The 18,769-nt window shown below is 71.6% G+C and carries 15 protein-coding genes and 1 riboswitch; of the genes, 9 read left to right on the forward strand and 6 right to left on the reverse strand.

From position 1 onward, the window contains the following. Positions 1 to 17: 17 nt before the first annotated feature. Positions 18 to 470, reverse strand: coding sequence for a hypothetical protein (locus ABZ861_RS00740; protein WP_361621376.1), 453 nt, complete (start codon positions 468 to 470; stop codon positions 18 to 20). A gap of 115 nt (positions 471 to 585) precedes the next feature. Here ABZ861_RS00740 and ABZ861_RS00745 point away from each other — a divergent pair, with 115 nt between their 5' ends. Both ABZ861_RS00745 and ABZ861_RS00750 read left to right on the forward strand, forming a co-directional pair. After that, positions 586 to 1,554: a diacylglycerol kinase family protein gene (locus tag ABZ861_RS00745; RefSeq protein WP_361621379.1), complete on the forward strand. Its 969-nt coding sequence runs from the start codon at positions 586 to 588 to the stop codon at positions 1,552 to 1,554. Positions 1,555 to 1,874: 320 nt separating this feature from the next. Beyond that, on the forward strand, positions 1,875 to 2,132 hold the full coding sequence (locus tag ABZ861_RS00750; RefSeq protein ID WP_003992873.1) for a WhiB family transcriptional regulator: 258 nt from the start codon (positions 1,875 to 1,877) through the stop codon (positions 2,130 to 2,132). Between the two features lie 216 nt (positions 2,133 to 2,348). Here ABZ861_RS00750 and ABZ861_RS00755 read toward each other — a convergent pair whose 3' ends face one another. After that, complete coding sequence (locus tag ABZ861_RS00755; RefSeq protein ID WP_361622411.1) at positions 2,349 to 3,815, reverse strand: PAS domain-containing sensor histidine kinase; 1,467 nt, start codon at positions 3,813 to 3,815, stop codon at positions 2,349 to 2,351. Positions 3,816 to 4,598: 783 nt separating this feature from the next. Here ABZ861_RS00755 and nagB point away from each other — a divergent pair. Beyond that, positions 4,599 to 5,384, forward strand: coding sequence for a glucosamine-6-phosphate deaminase (nagB, locus tag ABZ861_RS00760; RefSeq protein ID WP_361621382.1), 786 nt, complete (start codon positions 4,599 to 4,601; stop codon positions 5,382 to 5,384). A 454-nt stretch (positions 5,385 to 5,838) separates the two neighbouring features. On the opposite strand, the gene ABZ861_RS00765 is transcribed toward nagB, so the two are convergent. From ABZ861_RS00765 to ABZ861_RS00780, 4 genes are all read right to left on the reverse strand, one after another. Continuing rightward, positions 5,839 to 7,707 (reverse strand): glycoside hydrolase family 3 N-terminal domain-containing protein, encoded by a 1,869-nt coding sequence (locus ABZ861_RS00765; RefSeq protein WP_361621385.1) that lies wholly within the window; start codon positions 7,705 to 7,707, stop codon positions 5,839 to 5,841. A gap of 9 nt (positions 7,708 to 7,716) precedes the next feature. Beyond that, entirely contained in the window at positions 7,717 to 8,634 is a 918-nt protein-coding gene (locus ABZ861_RS00770) for a carbohydrate ABC transporter permease (RefSeq protein ID WP_361621388.1), read from the reverse strand. Further along, entirely contained in the window at positions 8,631 to 9,617 is a 987-nt protein-coding gene (locus ABZ861_RS00775) for a sugar ABC transporter permease (protein ID WP_361621391.1), read from the reverse strand. The genes ABZ861_RS00770 and ABZ861_RS00775 overlap by 4 nt, the downstream gene beginning before the upstream one ends. Before the next feature lie 147 nt (positions 9,618 to 9,764). Then, the gene (locus ABZ861_RS00780) at positions 9,765 to 11,048 is read right to left on the reverse strand and encodes an extracellular solute-binding protein (RefSeq protein ID WP_361621394.1); all 1,284 of its coding nucleotides are present in this window, start codon (positions 11,046 to 11,048) and stop codon (positions 9,765 to 9,767) included. A 459-nt stretch (positions 11,049 to 11,507) separates the two neighbouring features. On the opposite strand from ABZ861_RS00780, the gene ABZ861_RS00785 reads away from it, so the two are divergent. From ABZ861_RS00785 to ABZ861_RS00810, 6 genes are all read left to right on the forward strand, one after another. Beyond that, the gene (locus tag ABZ861_RS00785) at positions 11,508 to 12,272 is read left to right on the forward strand and encodes a GntR family transcriptional regulator (RefSeq protein ID WP_361621397.1); all 765 of its coding nucleotides are present in this window, start codon (positions 11,508 to 11,510) and stop codon (positions 12,270 to 12,272) included. A gap of 248 nt (positions 12,273 to 12,520) precedes the next feature. Then, positions 12,521 to 12,817, forward strand: a complete 297-nt coding sequence (locus tag ABZ861_RS00790) for a DUF3311 domain-containing protein (protein ID WP_361621400.1) — start codon at positions 12,521 to 12,523, stop codon at positions 12,815 to 12,817. Continuing rightward, a complete protein-coding gene (gene mctP, locus ABZ861_RS00795) occupies positions 12,814 to 14,433 on the forward strand; it encodes a monocarboxylate uptake permease MctP (protein ID WP_361621403.1) in 1,620 nt (539 codons plus the stop codon). The genes ABZ861_RS00790 and mctP overlap by 4 nt, the downstream gene beginning before the upstream one ends. Positions 14,434 to 14,539: 106 nt before the next feature. Then, positions 14,540 to 15,046, forward strand: a complete 507-nt coding sequence (locus ABZ861_RS00800) for a GNAT family N-acetyltransferase (RefSeq protein ID WP_361621406.1) — start codon at positions 14,540 to 14,542, stop codon at positions 15,044 to 15,046. Between the two features lie 27 nt (positions 15,047 to 15,073). Continuing rightward, positions 15,074 to 15,249: riboswitch (cobalamin riboswitch) on the forward strand. Between the two features lie 123 nt (positions 15,250 to 15,372). After that, on the forward strand, positions 15,373 to 17,748 hold the full coding sequence (locus ABZ861_RS00805) for a ribonucleoside-diphosphate reductase subunit alpha (RefSeq protein WP_361621409.1): 2,376 nt from the start codon (positions 15,373 to 15,375) through the stop codon (positions 17,746 to 17,748). Next, positions 17,739 to 18,767 (forward strand): ribonucleotide-diphosphate reductase subunit beta, encoded by a 1,029-nt coding sequence (locus ABZ861_RS00810; RefSeq protein WP_361621412.1) that lies wholly within the window; start codon positions 17,739 to 17,741, stop codon positions 18,765 to 18,767. Before ABZ861_RS00805 ends, ABZ861_RS00810 begins: the two co-directional genes overlap by 10 nt. The last annotated feature ends 2 nt before the right edge of the window (positions 18,768 to 18,769 follow it).

Genomic DNA, 18,769 nt, shown 5'->3' on the forward strand with positions numbered 1-18,769 from the left:
TTCTGGCCACGACAGCCCTAGCGCTGCCCGCTCTCCCCGGTGCGTCCCGGGCCCTTGATCCCCAGCGCACGGGTGGTGGCGGGGTGCACCAGCAGGACCAGGGCGAGCACCGCCACGACCGCCAGCGCGATGCCGGCCGGGACGGCCACGCTGTTCGCCTGGAGCAGGCTGTAGGCGACGGGCAGCGCCATGATCTGGGTGATGACCGCCGGACCCCGGCTCCAGGTGCGCCGCAGCAGCAGGCCGCGACCGGCCAGCAGCGGCAGCAGGGCGAGGACGAGCACGGTGATCCCGACGGTGACGGCCTGCTGTCGCCCGCCGCCAGAGGCGCCGAGGACGAGCAGCCAGACGCCGCCGACGACGAGCGCCAGCCCCTCCAGCCCGCACAGTGCGGCCGCGCAGGTCAGTCGGCGTGGACGGGCGCCGACGGCGTCCGCGGTCTGCGGGGCGGGGTTCTGCTCGCTGCTCACCCTGTGAAGCGTAGCCCGCACGCCGGGGGCCGCCGTGCGCAGGCTCGCGCTCGTCCTCTTACCCCCTCCCTACCCGGCCTGGGCCGGGTACCGCCCAGTAGGTACGCTGCCTTCCATGCGTGCACTTCTTGTGGTCAATCCGGCGGCAACCACTACAAGCGCACGTACGCGCGACGTCCTGATCCACGCGCTCGCCAGCGAGATGAAGCTGGACGCGATCACCACCGAATACCGCGGTCACGCCCGCGACCTGGCCCGGCAGGCGGCGGACAGCGGGGAGATCGACCTGGTCGTGGCCCTGGGCGGCGACGGCACGGTCAACGAGGTCGTCAACGGCCTGCTGCACCGGGGCCCCGATCCGGAGAACCTGCCGCGCCTGGCCGTGGTGCCCGGCGGGTCCACGAACGTCTTCGCCCGCGCCCTCGGCCTGCCCAACGACGCCGTGGAGGCGACCGGTGCCATTCTGGACGCGCTGCGGGACGGCGGCGAGCGCACCGTCGGCCTGGGCCTCGCCTCGGGGACGCCGGGCACCGACGACGCGGCGGCCCCGGAGCGGTGGTTCACCTTCAACGCCGGGCTCGGCTTCGACGCCGGCGTGGTCGGGCGGGTGGAGCAGCAGCGCGAACGCGGCAAGAAATCCACGCACGCCCTGTACGTGCGGCAGGTGGTCCGTCAGTTCCTGGGCGAGCCGAACCGGCGGCGTGGCGCGATCACCGTGGAGCGGCCCGGCGAGGACCCGGTCGCCGATCTGGTGGTGGCCATAGTCTCGAACACCTCGCCGTGGACGTATCTGGGCAGCCGCGCGATGTACACCTCCCCCCAGGCGTCTTTCGACACGGGACTCGACGTGCTCGGTCTCAGCCGCCTGTCCTCGGCTTCGGTGGCCCGGTATGCCACCCAGTTGCTCACTTCGTCCCCGGAGCGCGGACCTCACGGAAGGCACGCCGTCTCCTTGCATGACTTGAGCCGCTTCACCTTGCATTCGAAGGTCCCGCTGCCCCTTCAGATGGACGGCGACCACCTGGGGCTACGGACTAGCGTGACGTTCACAGGCGTACGCCGTGCACTGCGTGTGATTGTGTGAGTGGAACTGCCGGAAAGCCTTTCACTCGAACGTTTAGACCAGCATCCACCCCATAGAAGTACGGCTGTGACCTAGTCGACACCGAGGAATCAAAAAAAACTTTCCAGAAGGGGTTGTATCCGCCGCTGAGGTTTGCGAGTCTCTACGTGGCGATCGGGACGGCCCATCACATCGGGCTCTGGAGATCGCCGGAATCCCACTTCACAACCCAAGGACGACGACAGGGAAGTCTGTCGGTCGGCCCTTCACTTGTTGAGGGATTCGTGAAAGCGTTCACATTCACAAGCAATGTGCAGTAATACCACGGAGAGGTAGCAGCCATGGACTGGCGTCACAACGCCGTTTGCCGCGAGGAAGACCCCGAGCTCTTCTTCCCCATCGGCAACACCGGTCCTGCGCTGCTGCAGATCGAGGAAGCCAAGGCCGTCTGCCGTCGCTGCCCGGTGATCGAGCAGTGCTTGCAGTGGGCGCTCGAGTCCGGTCAGGACTCTGGCGTCTGGGGTGGTCTCAGCGAGGACGAGCGTCGTGCCATGAAGCGCCGCGCCGCCCGCAACCGGGCCCGTCAGGCCTCCGCCTGACCACGGCCACCCTGCCGACAGCCTGAGCTTGGCGGCGCGTACAGCGCGTACGCATCTCCCGCCCCCGAGCCGCAGCGCGCAGTACCCCGTTGATCCCCCGGCTCTTCGAGCAGGGGGCACGTCCATCGAGACGGGCAGCACGAACGACTGGCCCCGGACCCCACCAGGTTCGGGGCTTTTCGCTGCGGTCCCCCGCCGACTCCCGCGTGCCGGCGGCTACTTGTCGGCGTCGATGGGGATGTCCAGGAGCACGCGCGTACCGCCCTCCGGCGCCGCGACCATGTCGAAGGCGCCGCCCAACTCGCCCTCGACCAGGGTGCGCACGATCTGGAGGCCGAGATTGCCGGAGCGCTGCGGGTCGAAGCCCTCGGGCAGCCCCACGCCGTCGTCCTGGACGGTGACCAGAAGGCGGGCGTCGCGCGAGGTGCCGCCGCGGGCCGCGGAGACCTCGACGGCGCCGGTGTCGCCTTCGCGGAAACCGTGCTCCAGCGCGTTCTGGAGGATCTCGGTCAGCACCATCGACAGCGGGGTGGCGACTTCGGCGTCCAGGATTCCGAAGCGGCCGCTGCGACGGCCGGTCACCTTGCCCGGCGAGATCTCGGCGACCATCGCCAGCACCCGGTCGGCGATCTCGTCGAACTCCACGCGCTCATCCAGATTCTGAGACAGCGTCTCGTGCACGATCGCGATCGACCCGACCCTGCGCACCGCCTCCTCCAGGGCCTCCCGGCCGCGCTCGGATCCGATGCGGCGGGCCTGGAGGCGCAGCAGGGCGGCGACCGTCTGGAGGTTGTTCTTGACCCGGTGGTGGATCTCCCGGATCGTCGCGTCCTTGGTGATCAACTCGCGTTCACGACGGCGCAGTTCGGTCACGTCCCGGAGCAGGACCAGCGAACCGATGCGGGTTCCCTTGGGCTTGAGCGGGATCGCCCGGAACTGGATCACCCCGTCGTCGCCCTCGATCTCGAACTCGCGGGGCGCCCAGCCGCTGGCCAGTTTCACCAGCGCCTCGTCCACCGGCGCGCGGGACGGGGCGAGTTCGGCCGTGGCCTCGCCGAGATGCTGGCCGACCAGGTCGGCGGCGAGGCCCAGACGGTGGTAGGCGGACAGCGCGTTGGGCGAGGCGTACTGGACGACGCCGTCCGCGTCCAGCCGGATCAGCCCGTCGCCGACGCGCGGCGAGGCGTCCATGTCGACCTGCTGGTCGGGGAAGGGAAAGGCGCCCGCCGCGATCATCTGCGCCAGGTCGGAGGCGCTCTGGAGATACGTCAGCTCCAGACGGCTGGGCGTGCGCACGGTGAGCAGGTTGGTGTTGCGCGCGATGACACCGAGGACGCGCCCGTCCCGCCGCACCGGGATCGACTCGACGCGGACCGGAACCTCCTCGCGCCACTCCGGGTCGCCCTCGCGGACGATCCTGCCCTCGTCGAGCGCCGCGTCCAGCATCGGACGCCGGCCGCGCGGGACGAGGTGGCCGATCATGTCGTCCTGGTAGGAGGTGGGGCCGGTGTTGGGCCGCATCTGGGCGACGGAGACGTAACGGGCGCCGTCCCGCGTCGGAACCCACAGGACCAGGTCGGCGAAGGAGAGGTCGGAGAGGAGCTGCCACTCCGAGACCAGCAGGTGGAGCCACTCGAGATCGGAGTCGTCGAGTGCGGTGTGCTGGCGTACGAGTTCGTTCATGGAGGGCACGTGTGCGAGCGTACCCGGGGATGCGCACTGGCTTGAAACAGACGATCGAGCACCGCGCCTGCGCTCGGGAACACCCGCGGGCCGCGGCGCCTGGGAGGGACCCTCAACCCTCCCGGCACCGCAGCCCGGAGCTGTATCGGCCGCGGGTGTGCGGTCCCGGTCGGCCGAAGGTCGAGGAGCCGGGGCAGTCAGGGCAGAGAGCACCGGTTCCTCGGTCCGCCCTCCTGTGCGGGGAGGACGGAGGCTTGCGCGCGCGCCTCGGGTGGGCGGACGGCGACGGGGGCGGTCCGCTGTCCGAGGCCGTACAGCGATTGTGGACTAGACCAGTTCGCCCTGTCCATGCGCGGGGGGATGTTCGTCGCCGTTTCTTCCTCGTAACGCTGAGTCGATCAGACGCCCGAGCGGGGCCCGCGGTCCCGGCTCGCCGGACGTCCCGGCGTCCCGCACCTCGAAGCCTAGCCCCTCCCGACTCGTCCACGGGGCCGGTGGGCCATGGCGATTTCCGCGAGCGCCTCCGGTTCCGCCCGGTTCGCGCCGTCGCGCGCTGCCGTGCGCCGTCGGACGCTGGAGAGAGAAGGCGGGTCGTCGTACCAAGGTCCACCGGCGTGCGGGGAAGCGCTCAGGAGCAAGGGAACGACTGTGTTCCGAGGCGCGGACCGGGCGTTGCGCCGAGGGTTCCGGGAAAGGCCGTTCTGCTAGATTGGTCTAAACCACAGGGCCCCTCGTGGCGGGCCCGTCCTCCCTCCCGGCTCTCCTCAGATCGGCAGGCCCAGCGTGGAAGTTGTCATCGTTCCGGACGCCAGAGCGGGCGGCGAGCTGATCGCCGAGGCCATGGCCCGACTGCTGCGACGCACGCCCGACGCCCTGCTCGGCGTGGCCACCGGCTCCACCCCGCTGCCCGTCTACGAGGCGCTGGCGGCCCAGGTGCGCTCCGGGGCCGCGGACGCCTCGCGGGCGCGGATCGCCCAGCTCGACGAGTACGTGGGGCTGCCCGCCGACCACCCCGAGTCCTACCGCTCCGTGCTCCGGCGGGAGGTGCTGGCGCCGCTCGGGATCCCGATGGAGGCGTTCCTCGGTCCGGACGGCGCCGCCGAGGACGTCCAGGCGGCGTGCGCGGCGTACGACAGGATGCTGGCCGAGGCGGGCGGGGTGGATCTGCAACTGCTGGGAATCGGCACCGACGGGCACATCGGGTTCAACGAGCCGTGCTCCTCGCTCGCCTCCAGGACGCGGATCAAGACGCTGACCCAGCAGACCCGCGTGGACAACGCGCGCTTCTTCGACGGCGACGTCGACCAGGTGCCGCACCATGTCATCACCCAGGGCATCGGGACGATCCTGGAGGCCCGGCACCTGGTGCTGCTGGCCACCGGGGAAGGCAAGGCCGACGCGGTGGCCGCGACGGTCGAGGGACCGGTCGCCGCGGTCTGCCCGGCCTCCGCGCTGCAACTGCACCCGCACGCCACGGTCGTGGTCGACGAGGCCGCCGCCGGCGAACTGAAGCTCGCCGACTACTTCCGCCACACCTACGCCGACAAGCCGGAGTGGCAGGGCCTCTAGGCGCCCGGCACCCGGCACCCGCTGCCTGGCACCCGGCACCTGGCACCCGCCGCCTGGCACCCGGCACCTGGCACCCGCCGCCTGGCACCTGGCACCTGGCACCTGGCACCTGGCACCTGGCACCTGGCCATCACACCCGGCGGCCCCGGAGCGCCGTCAGGGCCGGACGGCGCCCCGGGGCGCGGAAAGGCCGGTCGGCGCCTCTGGACCCGGGAGGGCTGAACGGCACCCGGGGCCCGGGAGGGCCGGTCGGCGCCGGGGCGGGGGGAGGCTGGTCGGCACCCCGGACCCAAGAAGGCCGAACGGCACCCAGGGCCCGGGAGGGCCGGTCGGCGCTGGGGCGCGGGGAGGCTGGTCGGCGCCCGCGGCCGCGGGGGAGGCCGGTCGGCGCCCGGGACCCAGGAAGGCCGGTCGGCGCGGCGGCCACGGCGTCCGCGGCCGCGCGACGGCGCCCTTACGCGCCCGCGATGAACTCCGCGGCCGCCCGGCCGCAGACGCGGGCCGCGCCGTGGGTGGCCAGGTGGAGGGCGCCTCGCGGGGGCGCCTGGGGGACGCCCATCTCGACCACGATCGTGTCGGGGCGGGCGGCGAGGAGCGTGCCGAGGGCGGCCGCCATCCAGGGGTGGCGGTGCTCGTCGCGGACGACGGCCACCACACGCCGGGTGCCGGCCGTCTCCAGGACGGCGCGTCCGGCGTCCTCGCCGGTGAAGCTGCCCGTCTCGGTGCCGGGGAGCAGCCGGGACAGCTCCGCGGCTACGCCCCACGGGGTCTCGTCGCCGACCGCGATGTTGGCGACCGGCGTGAGAGCGGCGACGAAGGGCGGCGCCGTGAGCGGGGCGAAGGCGTCCGGAGACGTGGCCCGCAGCGCCCGCCGGGCCGCCCGCAGGCCGACCTCCGGATCAGCGGCGCCCGGCGAAGCGACCACACCAGCCGCACCCGTCACACCGGACTCGCCAGCCGCATCTCTCACACCGGCCCCACCGGACCCGCCAGCCGCGCCCCTCACACCGGTCACACCGGACCCGTCAGCCGCACCCGTCCTCTCGGCCGCACCCATCGCGTCAGCCGAACCGGTCGCACCCCCGGCGCCAACCGAACCCGGCCCACCGGCCACACCAGACCCGCCAGCCGCATCCCTCACACCAGCCGCACCGGACCCGCCAGCCATACTCATCCCACTGGCCGCCTCGGACCCGCCAGCCGCCCTCACCGCACCCGCCGCACCCGCCGCACCGTCAGCCTCGCCTGCCGTCCGGCCGGCGGCCGGGCGATCTGTGGCCGGGCGGCCTGCGGTCGCGGTCCAGGCGGCGAGGGAGCGGACCCGTTCCGCCGCGTCCGCGAGGCGTTCCTCGGGCAGTTCGCCGGAGTGGACCGCCGCGACCAGGGCGTCGCACAGGGCGCGCACGGTGTCGTCGTCGGCGAGGCCGCCGCCCACGCAGATCGCGTCGGCGCCGGCGGCCACCGCGAGGACGCTGCCCCGCTCGATGCCGTAGACGTCGGCGATGGCCCGCATCTCCATGCCGTCGGTGACGATCAGGCCCTGGTAGCCCAGTTCGCCGCGCAGCAGGTCGGTGAGCACCCGGCGGGACAGGGTGCCCGGACGCTCCGGGTCCAGGGCGGGGACCAGGATGTGGGCGCTCATCACGGCCTTGGTCCCGGCGGCGATGGCCGCGCGGAAGGGGGCCAGTTCGCGGCCTTGCAGGACGTCGGCGCCGGCGTCGATGCGGGGCAGCGCGTGGTGGGAGTCCACGGCGGTGTCGCCGTGACCCGGGAAGTGCTTGGTGCAGGCGGCGACCCCGGCCGACTGGAGGCCGGTGACGTAGGCGGCGGTGTGCCGGGCGACCAGGTCGGTGGCGGCGCCGAAGGACCGGACGCCGATGACCGGGTTGCCGGGATTGGAGTTGACGTCGGCGGAGGGCGCCCAGTTGAGGTTGACTCCGCACTCGGCGAGCCGTCTGCCCAGTTCGTGGGCCACGGCGCGGGTCAGCTCCACGTCGTCCACGGCGCCGAGGGCGTGGTTGCCGGGGAAGCTGGAGCCGGTGCGCACTTCGAGGCGGGTGACGTCGCCGCCCTCCTCGTCGATGGCGACCAGGACGTCGTCGCGTTCGGCGCGCAGTTGGGCGGTGAGGGCGGCCAGTTGCTCGGGGGCGGCGATGTTGCGGCCGAACAGGCCGACCGAGGCCAGACCCTGCCCCAGGCGGCGCAGCAGCCAGTCGGGGGCGGTGGTGCCGGTGAAACCGGGCTGGAGGACGGTGAGCGCGTCCCGGGTCAGGCTGTCCCTGCCCGGGTCGGACGCGGTGGCGCCGGCGGCGAATGTCGTCATCGGGTGGCGTTATCCCTTCACGGCGCCCGCGGTCAGGCCCGCGGCCATCTTGCGCTGGACGAGGAGGAACAGGACGACGATGGGCACGGCCATCATGGTGGCGCCGGCCATCATCGGGGCGTATTCGGTGCCGTGCTTGGTGGTGAAGTTGCCGAGCCAGACGGTCGCGGTCTGGTGCTCCTGGCTCAGCAGCATCAGGGCGTACAGGTACTCGTTCCACGCCTGGATGAAGCCGTAGACCGAGGTGGCGACCATGCCCGGGGCGAGCAGCGGGAAGACCACGCGGAGGAAGGCGCCGGTGCGGGAGCAGCCGTCGACCATGGCCGCCTCCTCCAGTTCCCGGGGGATGTTGACGATGAAGCCGCGCAGCGTCCACACCGTGAAGGGGAGGATGAAGGTCAGGTAGGTGAGGATGAGGCCGGTCAGCTTGTCGTACTGACCTAGGTCGTTGAGCAGCAGGAAGACCGGGATGATCATGGCGACCAGGGGCACCATCTGCACCGCCAGGATGCCTACGATCACGATCGTGCGGCCGCGGAAGGCGAAGCGGGAGAGGGCGAGCGCGGCCAGCAGGCCGACCGCCATGCCGATCACCACCACAGCCAGCGACACGGTCAGGCTGCGCCCGACCGGCCCCCAGAAGTCGGCGATGTCCAGCGCCCGCCGGAAGTTGTCCAGGGTGGCGCCGGTCGGCAGCAGGCTCGGGTTCGGGTCGATGGCGTCCTTGGCGGGCTTGAACGCCGTGTCGAGCATCCAGTAGAGCGGGAAGCCGATGACGAGGAAGGCGAGGAGGCCGAGGAGGTTCCAGCCGAGCTTCGAGGTCCCGCGCCGGCGGCCTCGCGCTGGGGCGCCCCGGCCGCCCGCGCCGCCGAGGACGCTCGTTCCGCGGGCGCCGCTCGCCCCGGTCGCGCCGATCGCACCGCTCACTGGACTTCCCCGATCTTCAGCATCTGGCGCATGTAGACGGCGACCACGCCCAGCAGCAGCAACACGGTGATCAGGGCGATCGCCGAGCCCTGCGCGTAGTCGTCGACCACGAAGGCCCGGTCGTAGGAGTAGGTGTTGAGGACCTGGAACTCCGCCTCGGGGTGCCCGCCGCGCATGACGAAAACCTGGGGGAAGACGCCCATGTCCCAGATCACCGACAGCGTCGTGAGCATCACGATGATCGGCTTGAGGATCGGCAGGGTGACGTAGCGGAAGACGCCCCAGGCGCCCGCCCCGTCCAGACGCGCGGCCTCCTCCAGCTCCCTGGGCACCTGGGTCAGTCCCGCGCCGAGCGTGATGACCACGAAGGGCACCGCGCCCCACACCACCAGGAGCATGATCACGGCCAGGCCCTGGGGGCCGCTGGCGAACCAGTTGTGGCCGACCAGATCCACTCCGGGCAGCCTGCTGAGCAGCGCGTTGAGGACGCCGTAGTCGGAGTCGAAGAGCCATTTGAAGACGGTGGTGGCGACGATGACGGGCATGCCCCAGCTCGCCACCAGCACGATGCTGAGCAGGGTCCGCATCCAGCCGGAGACCCGCTGCTGGAGCAGTGCGAGCGCCATGCCGATCACCATGGTGAGCACGACGCAGCCGACGGCGAAGACGATCGTGCGCAGCACGACGGCCCAGAACTCGCCGTCGCCGAGCACCGCGGCGAAGTTGTGGAAGCCGACCCAGTCGGCGGACTGGAAGCCCCAGAGCTGCGCCTGGCCGAACTTCTCGAAGGACAGGGCCACCAGCCGCGCCAGCGGATAGACCATGACCAGGGCCAGGACCAGCAGGCAGGGCGCGAGCAGCAGCCACGGGGTCGCGGCCCCGCCCGCCGTCCGCCGTGCGCGGGGCCGGTCGGGGGCGCTCGGCGGCGGCGCCTGCGGCGGTGGCGGCGCCGTGGCGGGGGTGGTCGTGTCTGCGGCACTCATCACGCGCTCCTCAGCGGTCCCTCAAGGTCGTACGTAGGCGGGTCTCGTGCGAGGGCGGGGCCCGGCACGGCCGCGCGGGCGCCGGGCCCCGCCGGGCGGCCGCGCGTGCGGCAGGGCCCCGCCCGGCGGCGGGACCCTGCGCCCGGGTCACTTGGTGTTGATGACCTTGTCGATCGCGGCGTCCGCGTCCTTTGCGGCGTCCGCGACCGACTTCTTACCGGTGCCGATGCTCTGGAGCATGGTCTGGAGGATCTGGGCCTTCTCGACCTGGCCCCAGCCCGGCGCCATCGGGACGAACCAGTTGGACTCGGCCGCGGTGGCCGGGACGGCGGTCGCCGGGTCGTTCTTCAGCGTCGCGAGGTCCGTCTTGTTGTTGGGCAGGTTGCCCTTGGCGATCAGCCCCTTCTGGCCGGAGGGCCCGGTGAAGGCGTTGATCCACTCGGCGGCGAGCGCCTGGGCCTTGGACTTCACCGGCACGGCGAGGTCCGAGCCGCCCAGGAACACCGGCATGTTCTTGCCGGACGGACCGGGCATCACGAAGTTCTCAAGGTCGTTCTTGAGCTTGCCGGTCTTGTCGTTCTTGGGGTCGGCCGCGGTCGCGCCCTCCCAGGCGGCGCCGAAGATCATGCCGGACTTGCCCTGGCCGTAGACGATGTAGCGGTCGGCCTCGTCCTTGGTCTTGTCGCCGTGCATGTACGAGTCGACGACCTTCTTGAACTCGTTCAGGCCCTTGAGGGACTCCGGCGAGGACAGACTGGCCTTCCACTGGCCGCCCTGGTTCTGGGCGATGGCGCCGCCGGCGTCGTAGACGAAGGACATGGCCGCGTACCAGTCGCGGGTGGGCTGGTACCAGGCGCTGAACTTGTCGCCCTGCTTCTTCTGCACCTTGTCCAGGTCGGCGGTCAGCTCCTGGTAGGTCTTCGGCGGCGTCTTCACGCCGGACGCGGCGAAGACGTCCTTGCGCCAGTTCGCGACCCGGCCGCCCGCGTAGTAGGGGACGCCGTAGGTCTTGCCGTCGTAGGTCACGGACGCCTTGAGGCCGTCCAGCCAGGCGGAGGAGCTGTCGAACTTCGCCGGCTCGACGGGGGCGAAGGCGCCCTTGACCATGTAGCCGAGCATCTCGGTGTTGCCCATCTCGACCACGTCGGGGACCTTGTCGGTGGCGAGGACCGCGTCGAGCTTGGTGTTCTTGTCCGGCCAGCCGTAGTACTCGTGCTTGATCTTCAGGCCGGGGTGCTGCTTGGCCACCGCGTCGTCGGCGGCCTTGACCAGCTCGGGCCAGTTGTTCTGCGCGTCGACGGTGAGCCAGACGGTCAGCTCCTTGGCGTCCGCCCCCTTGTCCGAGCCCCCGCCCTTGCCGTTGCTCCCGCACGCCGCGATGGAGACCATCATGCCCGCGATACCGATCGCGGCAACCAGCTTGCGCTTCACGCCAACCTCCTCAAGGGATGCCCCAAACCCCCCTGCCTCCCCGCGGTTGAGCGACGGCCGAGCGTCTGCGCACCGCCCATGGGGCCGGGACCTGGACCAATGGTGTAGACCAGCACCGGGAGCTTGGCCCAGACCATTTGGGCTGTCAAGGGTGTGCAGAGCGACCCAGGGGGTCCGTTATGGGACCGCGATATGCAGGGACCTTTCATTGCTCATCCGGCCAAACGAACGCCCCCTCCCCAGTGGACCACTCACCGTCATCTCCCGGCGCACGACGGCCGGTTGACGTGTACCACCGGGACGCCGGACGGCGATGGACTAGACCATCTCGGGTCACGGCGGTATACAGAGGAGATCACGGAGCGTGGGCGCCACCGCCCGCCGCGGGAAGCCGTGCCACGATGTGAGCCGTGGCCGACGGACGTCGGCCGCTTCGGCACCGGAGCGGGAAGGCGGAGCATGAGCACCGACGTCAGCAGTGCGGAGAACGAGAGTGGGGCGACCGTCCGTACCGCGCGCGTGCCCAAGTACTACCGTCTGAAGAAGCATCTGCTCGACATCACCCGGACCCAGGCGCCCGGCACGCCGGTGCCGCCCGAGCGGACGCTCGCGGCCGAGTTCGACACCTCGCGCACGACCGTGCGCCAGGCCCTCCAGGAGCTGGTCGTCGAAGGGCGCCTGGAGCGCATCCAGGGCAAGGGCACCTTCGTCGCCAAGCCCAAGGTCTCCCAGGCGCTGCAACTGACCTCGTACACCGAGGACATGCGCGCCCAGGGCCTGGAGCCGACCTCGCAACTGCTGGACATCGGCTACATCACCGCCGACGACGGGCTGGCGGAACTGCTCGACATCACCGCCGGCGGACGCGTGCTGCGCATCGAGCGGCTGCGCATGGCCAACGGCGAGCCCATGGCCATCGAGACCACGCACCTGTCGGCCAAGCGCTTCCCGGCGCTGCGCCGCAGCCTGGTCAAGTACACCTCCCTCTACACCGCTCTCGCCGAGGTCTACGACGTGCACTTGGCCGAGGCCGAGGAGACCATCGAGACCTCGCTGGCCACCCCGCGCGAGGCGGGCCTGCTCGGCACCGACGTGGGCCTGCCGATGCTGCTGCTCTCCCGGCACTCGCTGGACCGCACCGGGCGGCCGGTGGAGTGGGTCCGCTCGGTGTACCGCGGCGACCGCTACAAGTTCGTGGCGCGGCTCAAGCGCCCGGCGGACTGACGGGCGCCGGACCCCGTCCCTCGGCTCGTCCGCCGTGATCGCGGCCCGACCACCGTGATCGCGGACTGTCAACCGTGCTCGCGGACCGTCCCTTATGCACAGAGGCCGCCCACCGTGCACAGCGACTGTCGTCCATCCTGCTCACAGGTCGTCAACCGTTGTGCGGACAAGGGGTTCCGTTCCCTGCTCGCCGTGACCTACATTGCCTGCGCATTGCACCGGTGAGCAGCGACGGGACGGAGCCGCACATGTCAGATGCCCCAGGAGTAGGCAGAGGGGCGGTGACACCCGTGCGGGTCGTCATCGGCCTCTGCCTCGCCGCGCCCTTCGTGGCGATGCTGTGGGTGGGTTCGTACGCCAGGACCGGCCCCGCGTTCATCGGCATCCCGTTCTTCTACTGGTACCAGGTGCTGTGGGTGCCCCTGTCCACCGTGCTGACGGTGACCGCGTACCGGCTGTGGCAGCGCGACCAGCGTGCCCGCGGCGCCGCGGGCGCTCCCGCGAGCGCCGCCGGCGCACCCGCGAAGGGCGGTGCCGCGGAATGAAGGACGGCGTCAACGGCGTCGCGCTCGGCGTCTTCCTCTTCTTCTTCGTGCTCGTCACCGTCCTGGGCTTCGTGGCCGCCCGCTGGCGGCGGGCCGAGAACGAGCACAGCCTGGACGAGTGGGGCCTGGGCGGCCGGTCGTTCGGCACCTGGATCACCTGGTTCCTGCTCGGCGGCGACCTGTACACCGCGTACACGTTCGTCGCCGTCCCGGCGGCGGTCTACGCGACCGGCGCGGCCGGGTTCTTCGCGGTGCCGTACACGATCCTGGTCTACCCGCTGATCTTCACGTTCCTGCCCCGCCTGTGGTCGGTCTCGCACCGGCACGGGTACGTGACGACCTCGGACTTCGTGCGCGGCCGGTTCGGCTCCAAGGGGCTCTCGCTGGCCGTGGCGCTCACCGGCATCCTGGCGACCATGCCGTACATCGCCCTCCAGCTCGTCGGCATCCAGGCGGTGCTGGACGTGATGGGCGTGGGCGGCGGCAGCGGGTTCGGCAAGGACCTGCCGCTGCTGATCGCCTTCGGCGTGCTGGCCGCCTACACCTACTCCTCGGGACTGCGCGCTCCGGCGCTGATCGCGTTCGTGAAGGACGCGCTCATCTACCTCGTCATCGCGGTCGCGATCATCTACATCCCGATCAAGCTGGGCGGGTTCGACGACGTCTTCGCCAAGGCGACCGCCGCGCTCGGCCACGCCAATCCCCTCACCGGCAAGCCGCGGGGCGCCCTGGTGCCGCCCGAGGCGGGCCAGTGGACGTACGCCACGCTCGCCCTGGGCTCCGCGCTGGCGCTGTTCATGTACCCGCACTCGATCACCGCGACGCTCTCCTCGCGCAGCCGCGAGGTGATCCGGCGCAACACCACGATCCTGCCGCTGTACTCGCTGATGCTCGGACTGCTCGCGCTGCTCGGCTTCATGGCCATCGCGGCGGGCGTCAAGGTGACCAACGGCCAGCTCGCCATTCCGCAGCTCTTCGAGGACATGTTCCCGGACTGGTTCGCGGGCGTCGCCTTCGCGGCGATCGGCATCGGCGCGCTGGTCCCGGCGGCCATCATGTCGATCGCCGCCGCGAACCTGTTCACCCGCAACATCTACAAGGACTTCATCCGGCCGGACGCCACGGCGCGGGAGGAGACCCGGGTCTCCAAGATCGTGTCCCTGCTGGTGAAGGTGGGCGCGCTGGTCTTCGTCCTCACCATGGACAAGACGGTGGCCATCAACTTCCAGCTCCTGGGCGGCATCTGGATCCTCCAGACCTTCCCGGCCCTGGTGGGCGGCCTGTTCACCCGGTGGTTCCACCGCTGGGCGCTGCTGGCCGGCTGGGCGGTCGGCATGGCCTACGGCACGCTGGCGGCCTACGGGGTCGCCTCGCCGACGCAGAAGCACTTCGGCGGCTCGGCCAAGGAGATCCCCGGCATCGGGGAGATCGGCTACATCGGCCTGACGGCGTTCGTGCTCAACGCGGCGGTCGCGGCGGTGCTGACCCTCGTGCTCCGGGCGGTCAAGGCGCCCGAGGGCGTGGACGAGACGGCGCCGGAGGACTACACGGCGGACGCCGGGGACCCCGGCGTCGCGGTGGACCTGCCCCCGGCGACCGCGGACTCCGCGCACTAGGGAAGGCATCCCCGCACTCGCCGGGGAAGCCGCTCCCGCGCACCGCACGGGCCGCCGACGACTCGCCGGCGGCCCGTTGTCGTACCCCTGCGGGACACTCGGAGGCATGGACTTCACGATCCGGCCGGCCGACCCCGGCGAGTACGGCGCCCTCGGCGAGATCACCGCTCAGGTGTATCTGCGCGACGGCCTGCTCGACTTCGGGGAGAGCGACGGCTACCTCGCGGAGCTGAGGGACGTCGCCGCGCGGGCGGCCGACGCCGAGGTGCTCGTGGCGGCGGCGGACGGGCGGGTGCTCGGCGGGGTCGCCTTCGTGCCGTCCGGGGGCCCCATGGCGGACATCGCGGGGCCCGGCGAGGCCGAGATACGGATGCTCGCGGTCGCGCACGCGGCGCGCGGCCGGGGCTGCGGCGAGGCCCTGGTGCGCGCCTGCGTGGCCCGCGCGCGGACCGCCGGGGACTGCGTCCGGGTCGTGCTGTCCACGCAGCGCACCATGGCCGCCGCCCACCGGATCTACGAGCGCCTGGGGTTCGTCCGGACGCCGGAGCGGGACTGGAACCCGGATCCGGAGTGCGACGACATCGCGCTGCTCACCTATGCGTTGACGCTCTGACACGCTCCGCAACCGGTGCGACACAACATATGGGGGTGGCTTTCCGGCCCGGCACAAGATGTATGCTCATGCTCGCTGTCGCCGCAGGGGAATCCGGTGCGAATCCGGAACTGTCCCGCAACGGTGTACTTGTGCGCATCCGTCCTCCTGGGCGGAGCGTGCTCGCGTCAGTCCGAACGCCTGCCGACAGCCGCGCCCGGCCGTCCGGTCCGGGCGTCCGACGTCCGGGCCTCGTGGAATGGGCCGGTGGGCGCGGCGCCGTCGTGCGCTCGTGAACTGCCCCCTGCCCTCGGCGAGGCTCCGTGCCGAGCGAGGGAGTGCCCCACGTGACCATCGCGCCAGCCGACCCGGCTTCAGCCGTTGGCCTGGAGCCCGAAGGTCCCGGCGCCGCGCTGCTGCGGACCCTGACCGAGCTGACCGCCGACCTCCCCGACGCCGACCCGAGCAGGGTGGCCGCCGCCGCGCTGCGCGGCCGTTCGGCCCGCGCCGACGAGGCGGAACTGCGGGAACTCGCCACCGAGGCGGCCGCCGGCCTCATCTCCGAGGACCCCGCCTACTCCCGGCTGGCCGCCCGGCTGCTGACCCTGTCCCTCCGCGCCGAGGCCGCCTCGCAGGGCGTCGCCTCGTTCACCGGGTCCGTGGCCGTGGGCCGCCGCGAGGGGCTGATCGCGGACCGCACCGCCGCGTTCGTCCAGGCGCACGCCGACCGCCTGGACGCGCTGATCGACCCGGGCGCCGACGACCGCTTCGGCTACTTCGGCCTGCGCACCCTGTACAGCCGCTACCTGCTGCGGCACCCGATCACCCGCAAGGTGATCGAGACGCCCCAGCACTTCCTGCTGCGGGTCGCGAGCGGCCTCGCCGAGGACGACACCGCCCGCTCCGTCGACGAGGCGGCCGCGCTCTACGGCCTGATGAGCCGCCTGGAGTACCTGCCCTCCTCCCCCACGCTCTTCAACTCCGGCACCCGGCACCCCCAGATGTCGTCCTGCTACCTGCTGGACTCCCCGCTGGACGAGCTGGACAGCATCTACGAGCGCTACCACCAGGTCGCCCGCCTCTCCAAGCACGCCGGCGGCATCGGCATCTCCTACTCCCGCGTCCGCGCCCGCGGTTCGCTGATCCGCGGCACCAACGGGCACTCCAACGGCATCGTGCCGTTCCTGAAGACGCTGGACGCCTCGGTGGCGGCCGTCAACCAGGGCGGCCGGCGCAAGGGCGCCGCGGCGGTCTACCTGGAGACCTGGCACTCCGACGTCGAGGAGTTCCTGGAGCTGCGCGACAACACCGGCGAGGACGCCCGGCGCACGCACAACCTCAACCTGGCGCACTGGATCCCGGACGAGTTCATGCGCCGGGTCGGCGCCGACGAGCAGTGGTCGCTGTTCTCGCCCGCGGACGTGCCGGAGCTGACCGACCTGTGGGGCGCGGAGTTCGACGCCGCCTACCGCCGGGCCGAGGCGGCCGGGCTGGCGCAGAAGACGATGCCCGCCCGGGAGCTGTACGGCCGCATGATGCGCACCCTCGCGCAGACCGGCAACGGCTGGATGACCTTCAAGGACGCCGCCAACCGCACCGCCAACCAGACCGCCGTGGCCGGCCGCGTCGTCCACTCCTCGAACCTCTGCACGGAGATCCTGGAGGTCACCGACGACGGCGAGACCGCGGTCTGCAACCTGGGCTCGGTCAACCTGGGCGCCTTCGTCGACGCCGCCTCCCGGGACGTCGACTGGGCGCGGCTGGACGAGGCGGTCCGCACCGCCGTGACCTTCCTGGACCGCGTGGTCGACGTCAACTTCTACCCGACCGAGCAGGCCGGGCGCTCCAACGCCCGCTGGCGGCCGGTCGGTCTGGGCGCCATGGGCCTCCAGGACGTCTTCTTCAAGCTGCGGCTGCCCTTCGACTCCCCGGAGGCGAAGGCGCTGTCCACCAGGATCGCCGAGCGGATCATGCTCGCCGCCTACGAGGCGTCCGCCGGCCTGGCCGAGCGCAGCGGCCCGCTGCCGGCCTGGGAGGAGACCCGCACCGCACGCGGCGTGCTGCACCCCGACCACTACGGCGTCGAGCCGGCCTGGCCGCAGCGGTGGGCGGCGCTGCGCGCCCGCGTCGCCGCGACCGGCCTGCGCAACTCCCTGCTGCTTGCCATCGCGCCGACCGCGACCATCGCGTCCCTCGCGGGCGCGTACGAGTGCATCGAGCCGCAGGTGTCCAACCTGTTCAAGCGCGAGACCCTGTCCGGCGAGTTCCTCCAGGTCAACTCCTACCTGGTGAACGACCTGAAGGCGCTGGGCGTCTGGGACGCCCGCACCCGCGAGGCGCTGCGGGAGGCGAGCGGCTCGGTGCAGGACTTCGCCTGGATCCCGGCCGAGGTGCGGGCGCTGTACCGCACGGCCTGGGAGATCCCGCAGCGCGGCCTGATCGACATGGCCGCGGCGCGCACCCCGTACCTGGACCAGGCGCAGTCGCTGAACCTGTTCATGGAGACGCCGACCATCGGCAAGCTCTCCTCGATGTACGCCTACGCCTGGAAGCAGGGCCTGAAGACGACGTACTACCTGCGGTCGCGCCCGGCGACCCGCATCGCCCGCGCCGCGGGCGGCCAGGCGCGGGCCCAGGCCCCGATCCCGGCCCAGCAGACGGCCGACCCCGAGGCCGTCGCCTGCTCCCTTGAGAACCCCGAGTCCTGCGAGGCATGCCAGTGACGACCAGCACCGACCGACGCCGGAACCTCCTCGACCCGGGCTTCGAACTGACGCTGCGCCCGATGCGCTACCCCGGCTTCTACGAGCGCTACCGGGACGCCGTCCGGAACACCTGGACCGTGGAGGAGGTCGACCTCCACTCGGACGTCGCCGACCTCGCCAAGCTCAGCGCCGGCGAGCAGCACCTGATCGGCCGGCTGGTGGCGTTCTTCGCCACCGGCGACTCGATCGTGGCCAACAACCTGGTGCTGACGCTGTACAAGCACGTCAACTCCCCCGAGGCGCGCCTGTACCTGTCGCGCCAGTTGTTCGAGGAGGCCGTGCACGTCCAGTTCTATCTGACGCTGCTGGACACCTACCTGCCCGACCCGGAGGACCGCGCGGCGGCCTTCGCGGCCGTGGAGAACATCCCCTCCATCCGCGAGAAGGCCGAGTTCTGCTTCCGCTGGATGGACTCGGTCGAGAAGCTGGACCGGCTGGAGACCGCGGCGGACCGCCGCCGCTTCCTGCTCAACCTGATCTGCTTCGCCGCGTGCATCGAGGGACTGTTCTTCTACGGCGCCTTCGCCTATGTGTACTGGTTCCGCGGCCGCGGCCTGCTGCACGGCCTGGCCACCGGCACCAACTGGGTCTTCCGCGACGAGACGATGCACATGTCGTTCGCCTTCGACGTGGTGGACACCGTCCGCGAGGAGGAGCCGGAGCTGTTCGACGACCGGCTCCGGGAGCAGGTCACGGACATGCTGCGGGAGGCCGTCGAGGCCGAGCTCCAGTTCGCGCGCGACCTGTGCGGGGACGGCCTGCCCGGGATGAACGCCGAGTCGATGCGGCAGTACCTGGAGTGCGTCGCCGACCAGCGTCTGACGCGCCTCGGCTTCGCCCCCGTGTACGGATCGGAGAACCCGTTCTCCTTCATGGAGTTGCAGGGGGTTCAGGAGCTGACGAACTTCTTCGAGCGCCGCCCGTCGGCGTACCAGGTGGCGGTGGAGGGCAGCGTCGACCTGGACGAGGACTTCTGAGA

Source organism: Streptomyces sp. NPDC046985 (assembly GCF_040644415.1).
Classification (GTDB): Bacteria; Actinomycetota; Actinomycetes; order Streptomycetales; family Streptomycetaceae; genus Streptomyces.

Bases quoted from the DNA above. Each gene is read 5' to 3' on its own strand.
- ABZ861_RS00745 (WP_361621379.1), top strand. From the start codon at position 586: ATGCGTGCACTTCTTGTGGTCAATCCGGCGGCAACCACTACAAGCGCA.
- ABZ861_RS00750 (WP_003992873.1), top strand. From the start codon at position 1,875: ATGGACTGGCGTCACAACGCCGTTTGCCGCGAGGAAGACCCCGAGCTC.
- ABZ861_RS00755 (WP_361622411.1), bottom strand. From the start codon at position 3,815: ATGAACGAACTCGTACGCCAGCACACCGCACTCGACGACTCCGATCTC.
- ABZ861_RS00765 (WP_361621385.1), bottom strand. From the start codon at position 7,707: ATGACGACATTCGCCGCCGGCGCCACCGCGTCCGACCCGGGCAGGGAC.
- ABZ861_RS00775 (WP_361621391.1), bottom strand. From the start codon at position 9,617: ATGAGTGCCGCAGACACGACCACCCCCGCCACGGCGCCGCCACCGCCG.
- ABZ861_RS00785 (WP_361621397.1), top strand. From the start codon at position 11,508: ATGAGCACCGACGTCAGCAGTGCGGAGAACGAGAGTGGGGCGACCGTC.
- ABZ861_RS00790 (WP_361621400.1), top strand. From the start codon at position 12,521: ATGTCAGATGCCCCAGGAGTAGGCAGAGGGGCGGTGACACCCGTGCGG.
- mctP (WP_361621403.1), top strand. From the start codon at position 12,814: ATGAAGGACGGCGTCAACGGCGTCGCGCTCGGCGTCTTCCTCTTCTTC.
- ABZ861_RS00800 (WP_361621406.1), top strand. From the start codon at position 14,540: ATGGACTTCACGATCCGGCCGGCCGACCCCGGCGAGTACGGCGCCCTC.
- ABZ861_RS00810 (WP_361621412.1), top strand. From the start codon at position 17,739: ATGCCAGTGACGACCAGCACCGACCGACGCCGGAACCTCCTCGACCCG.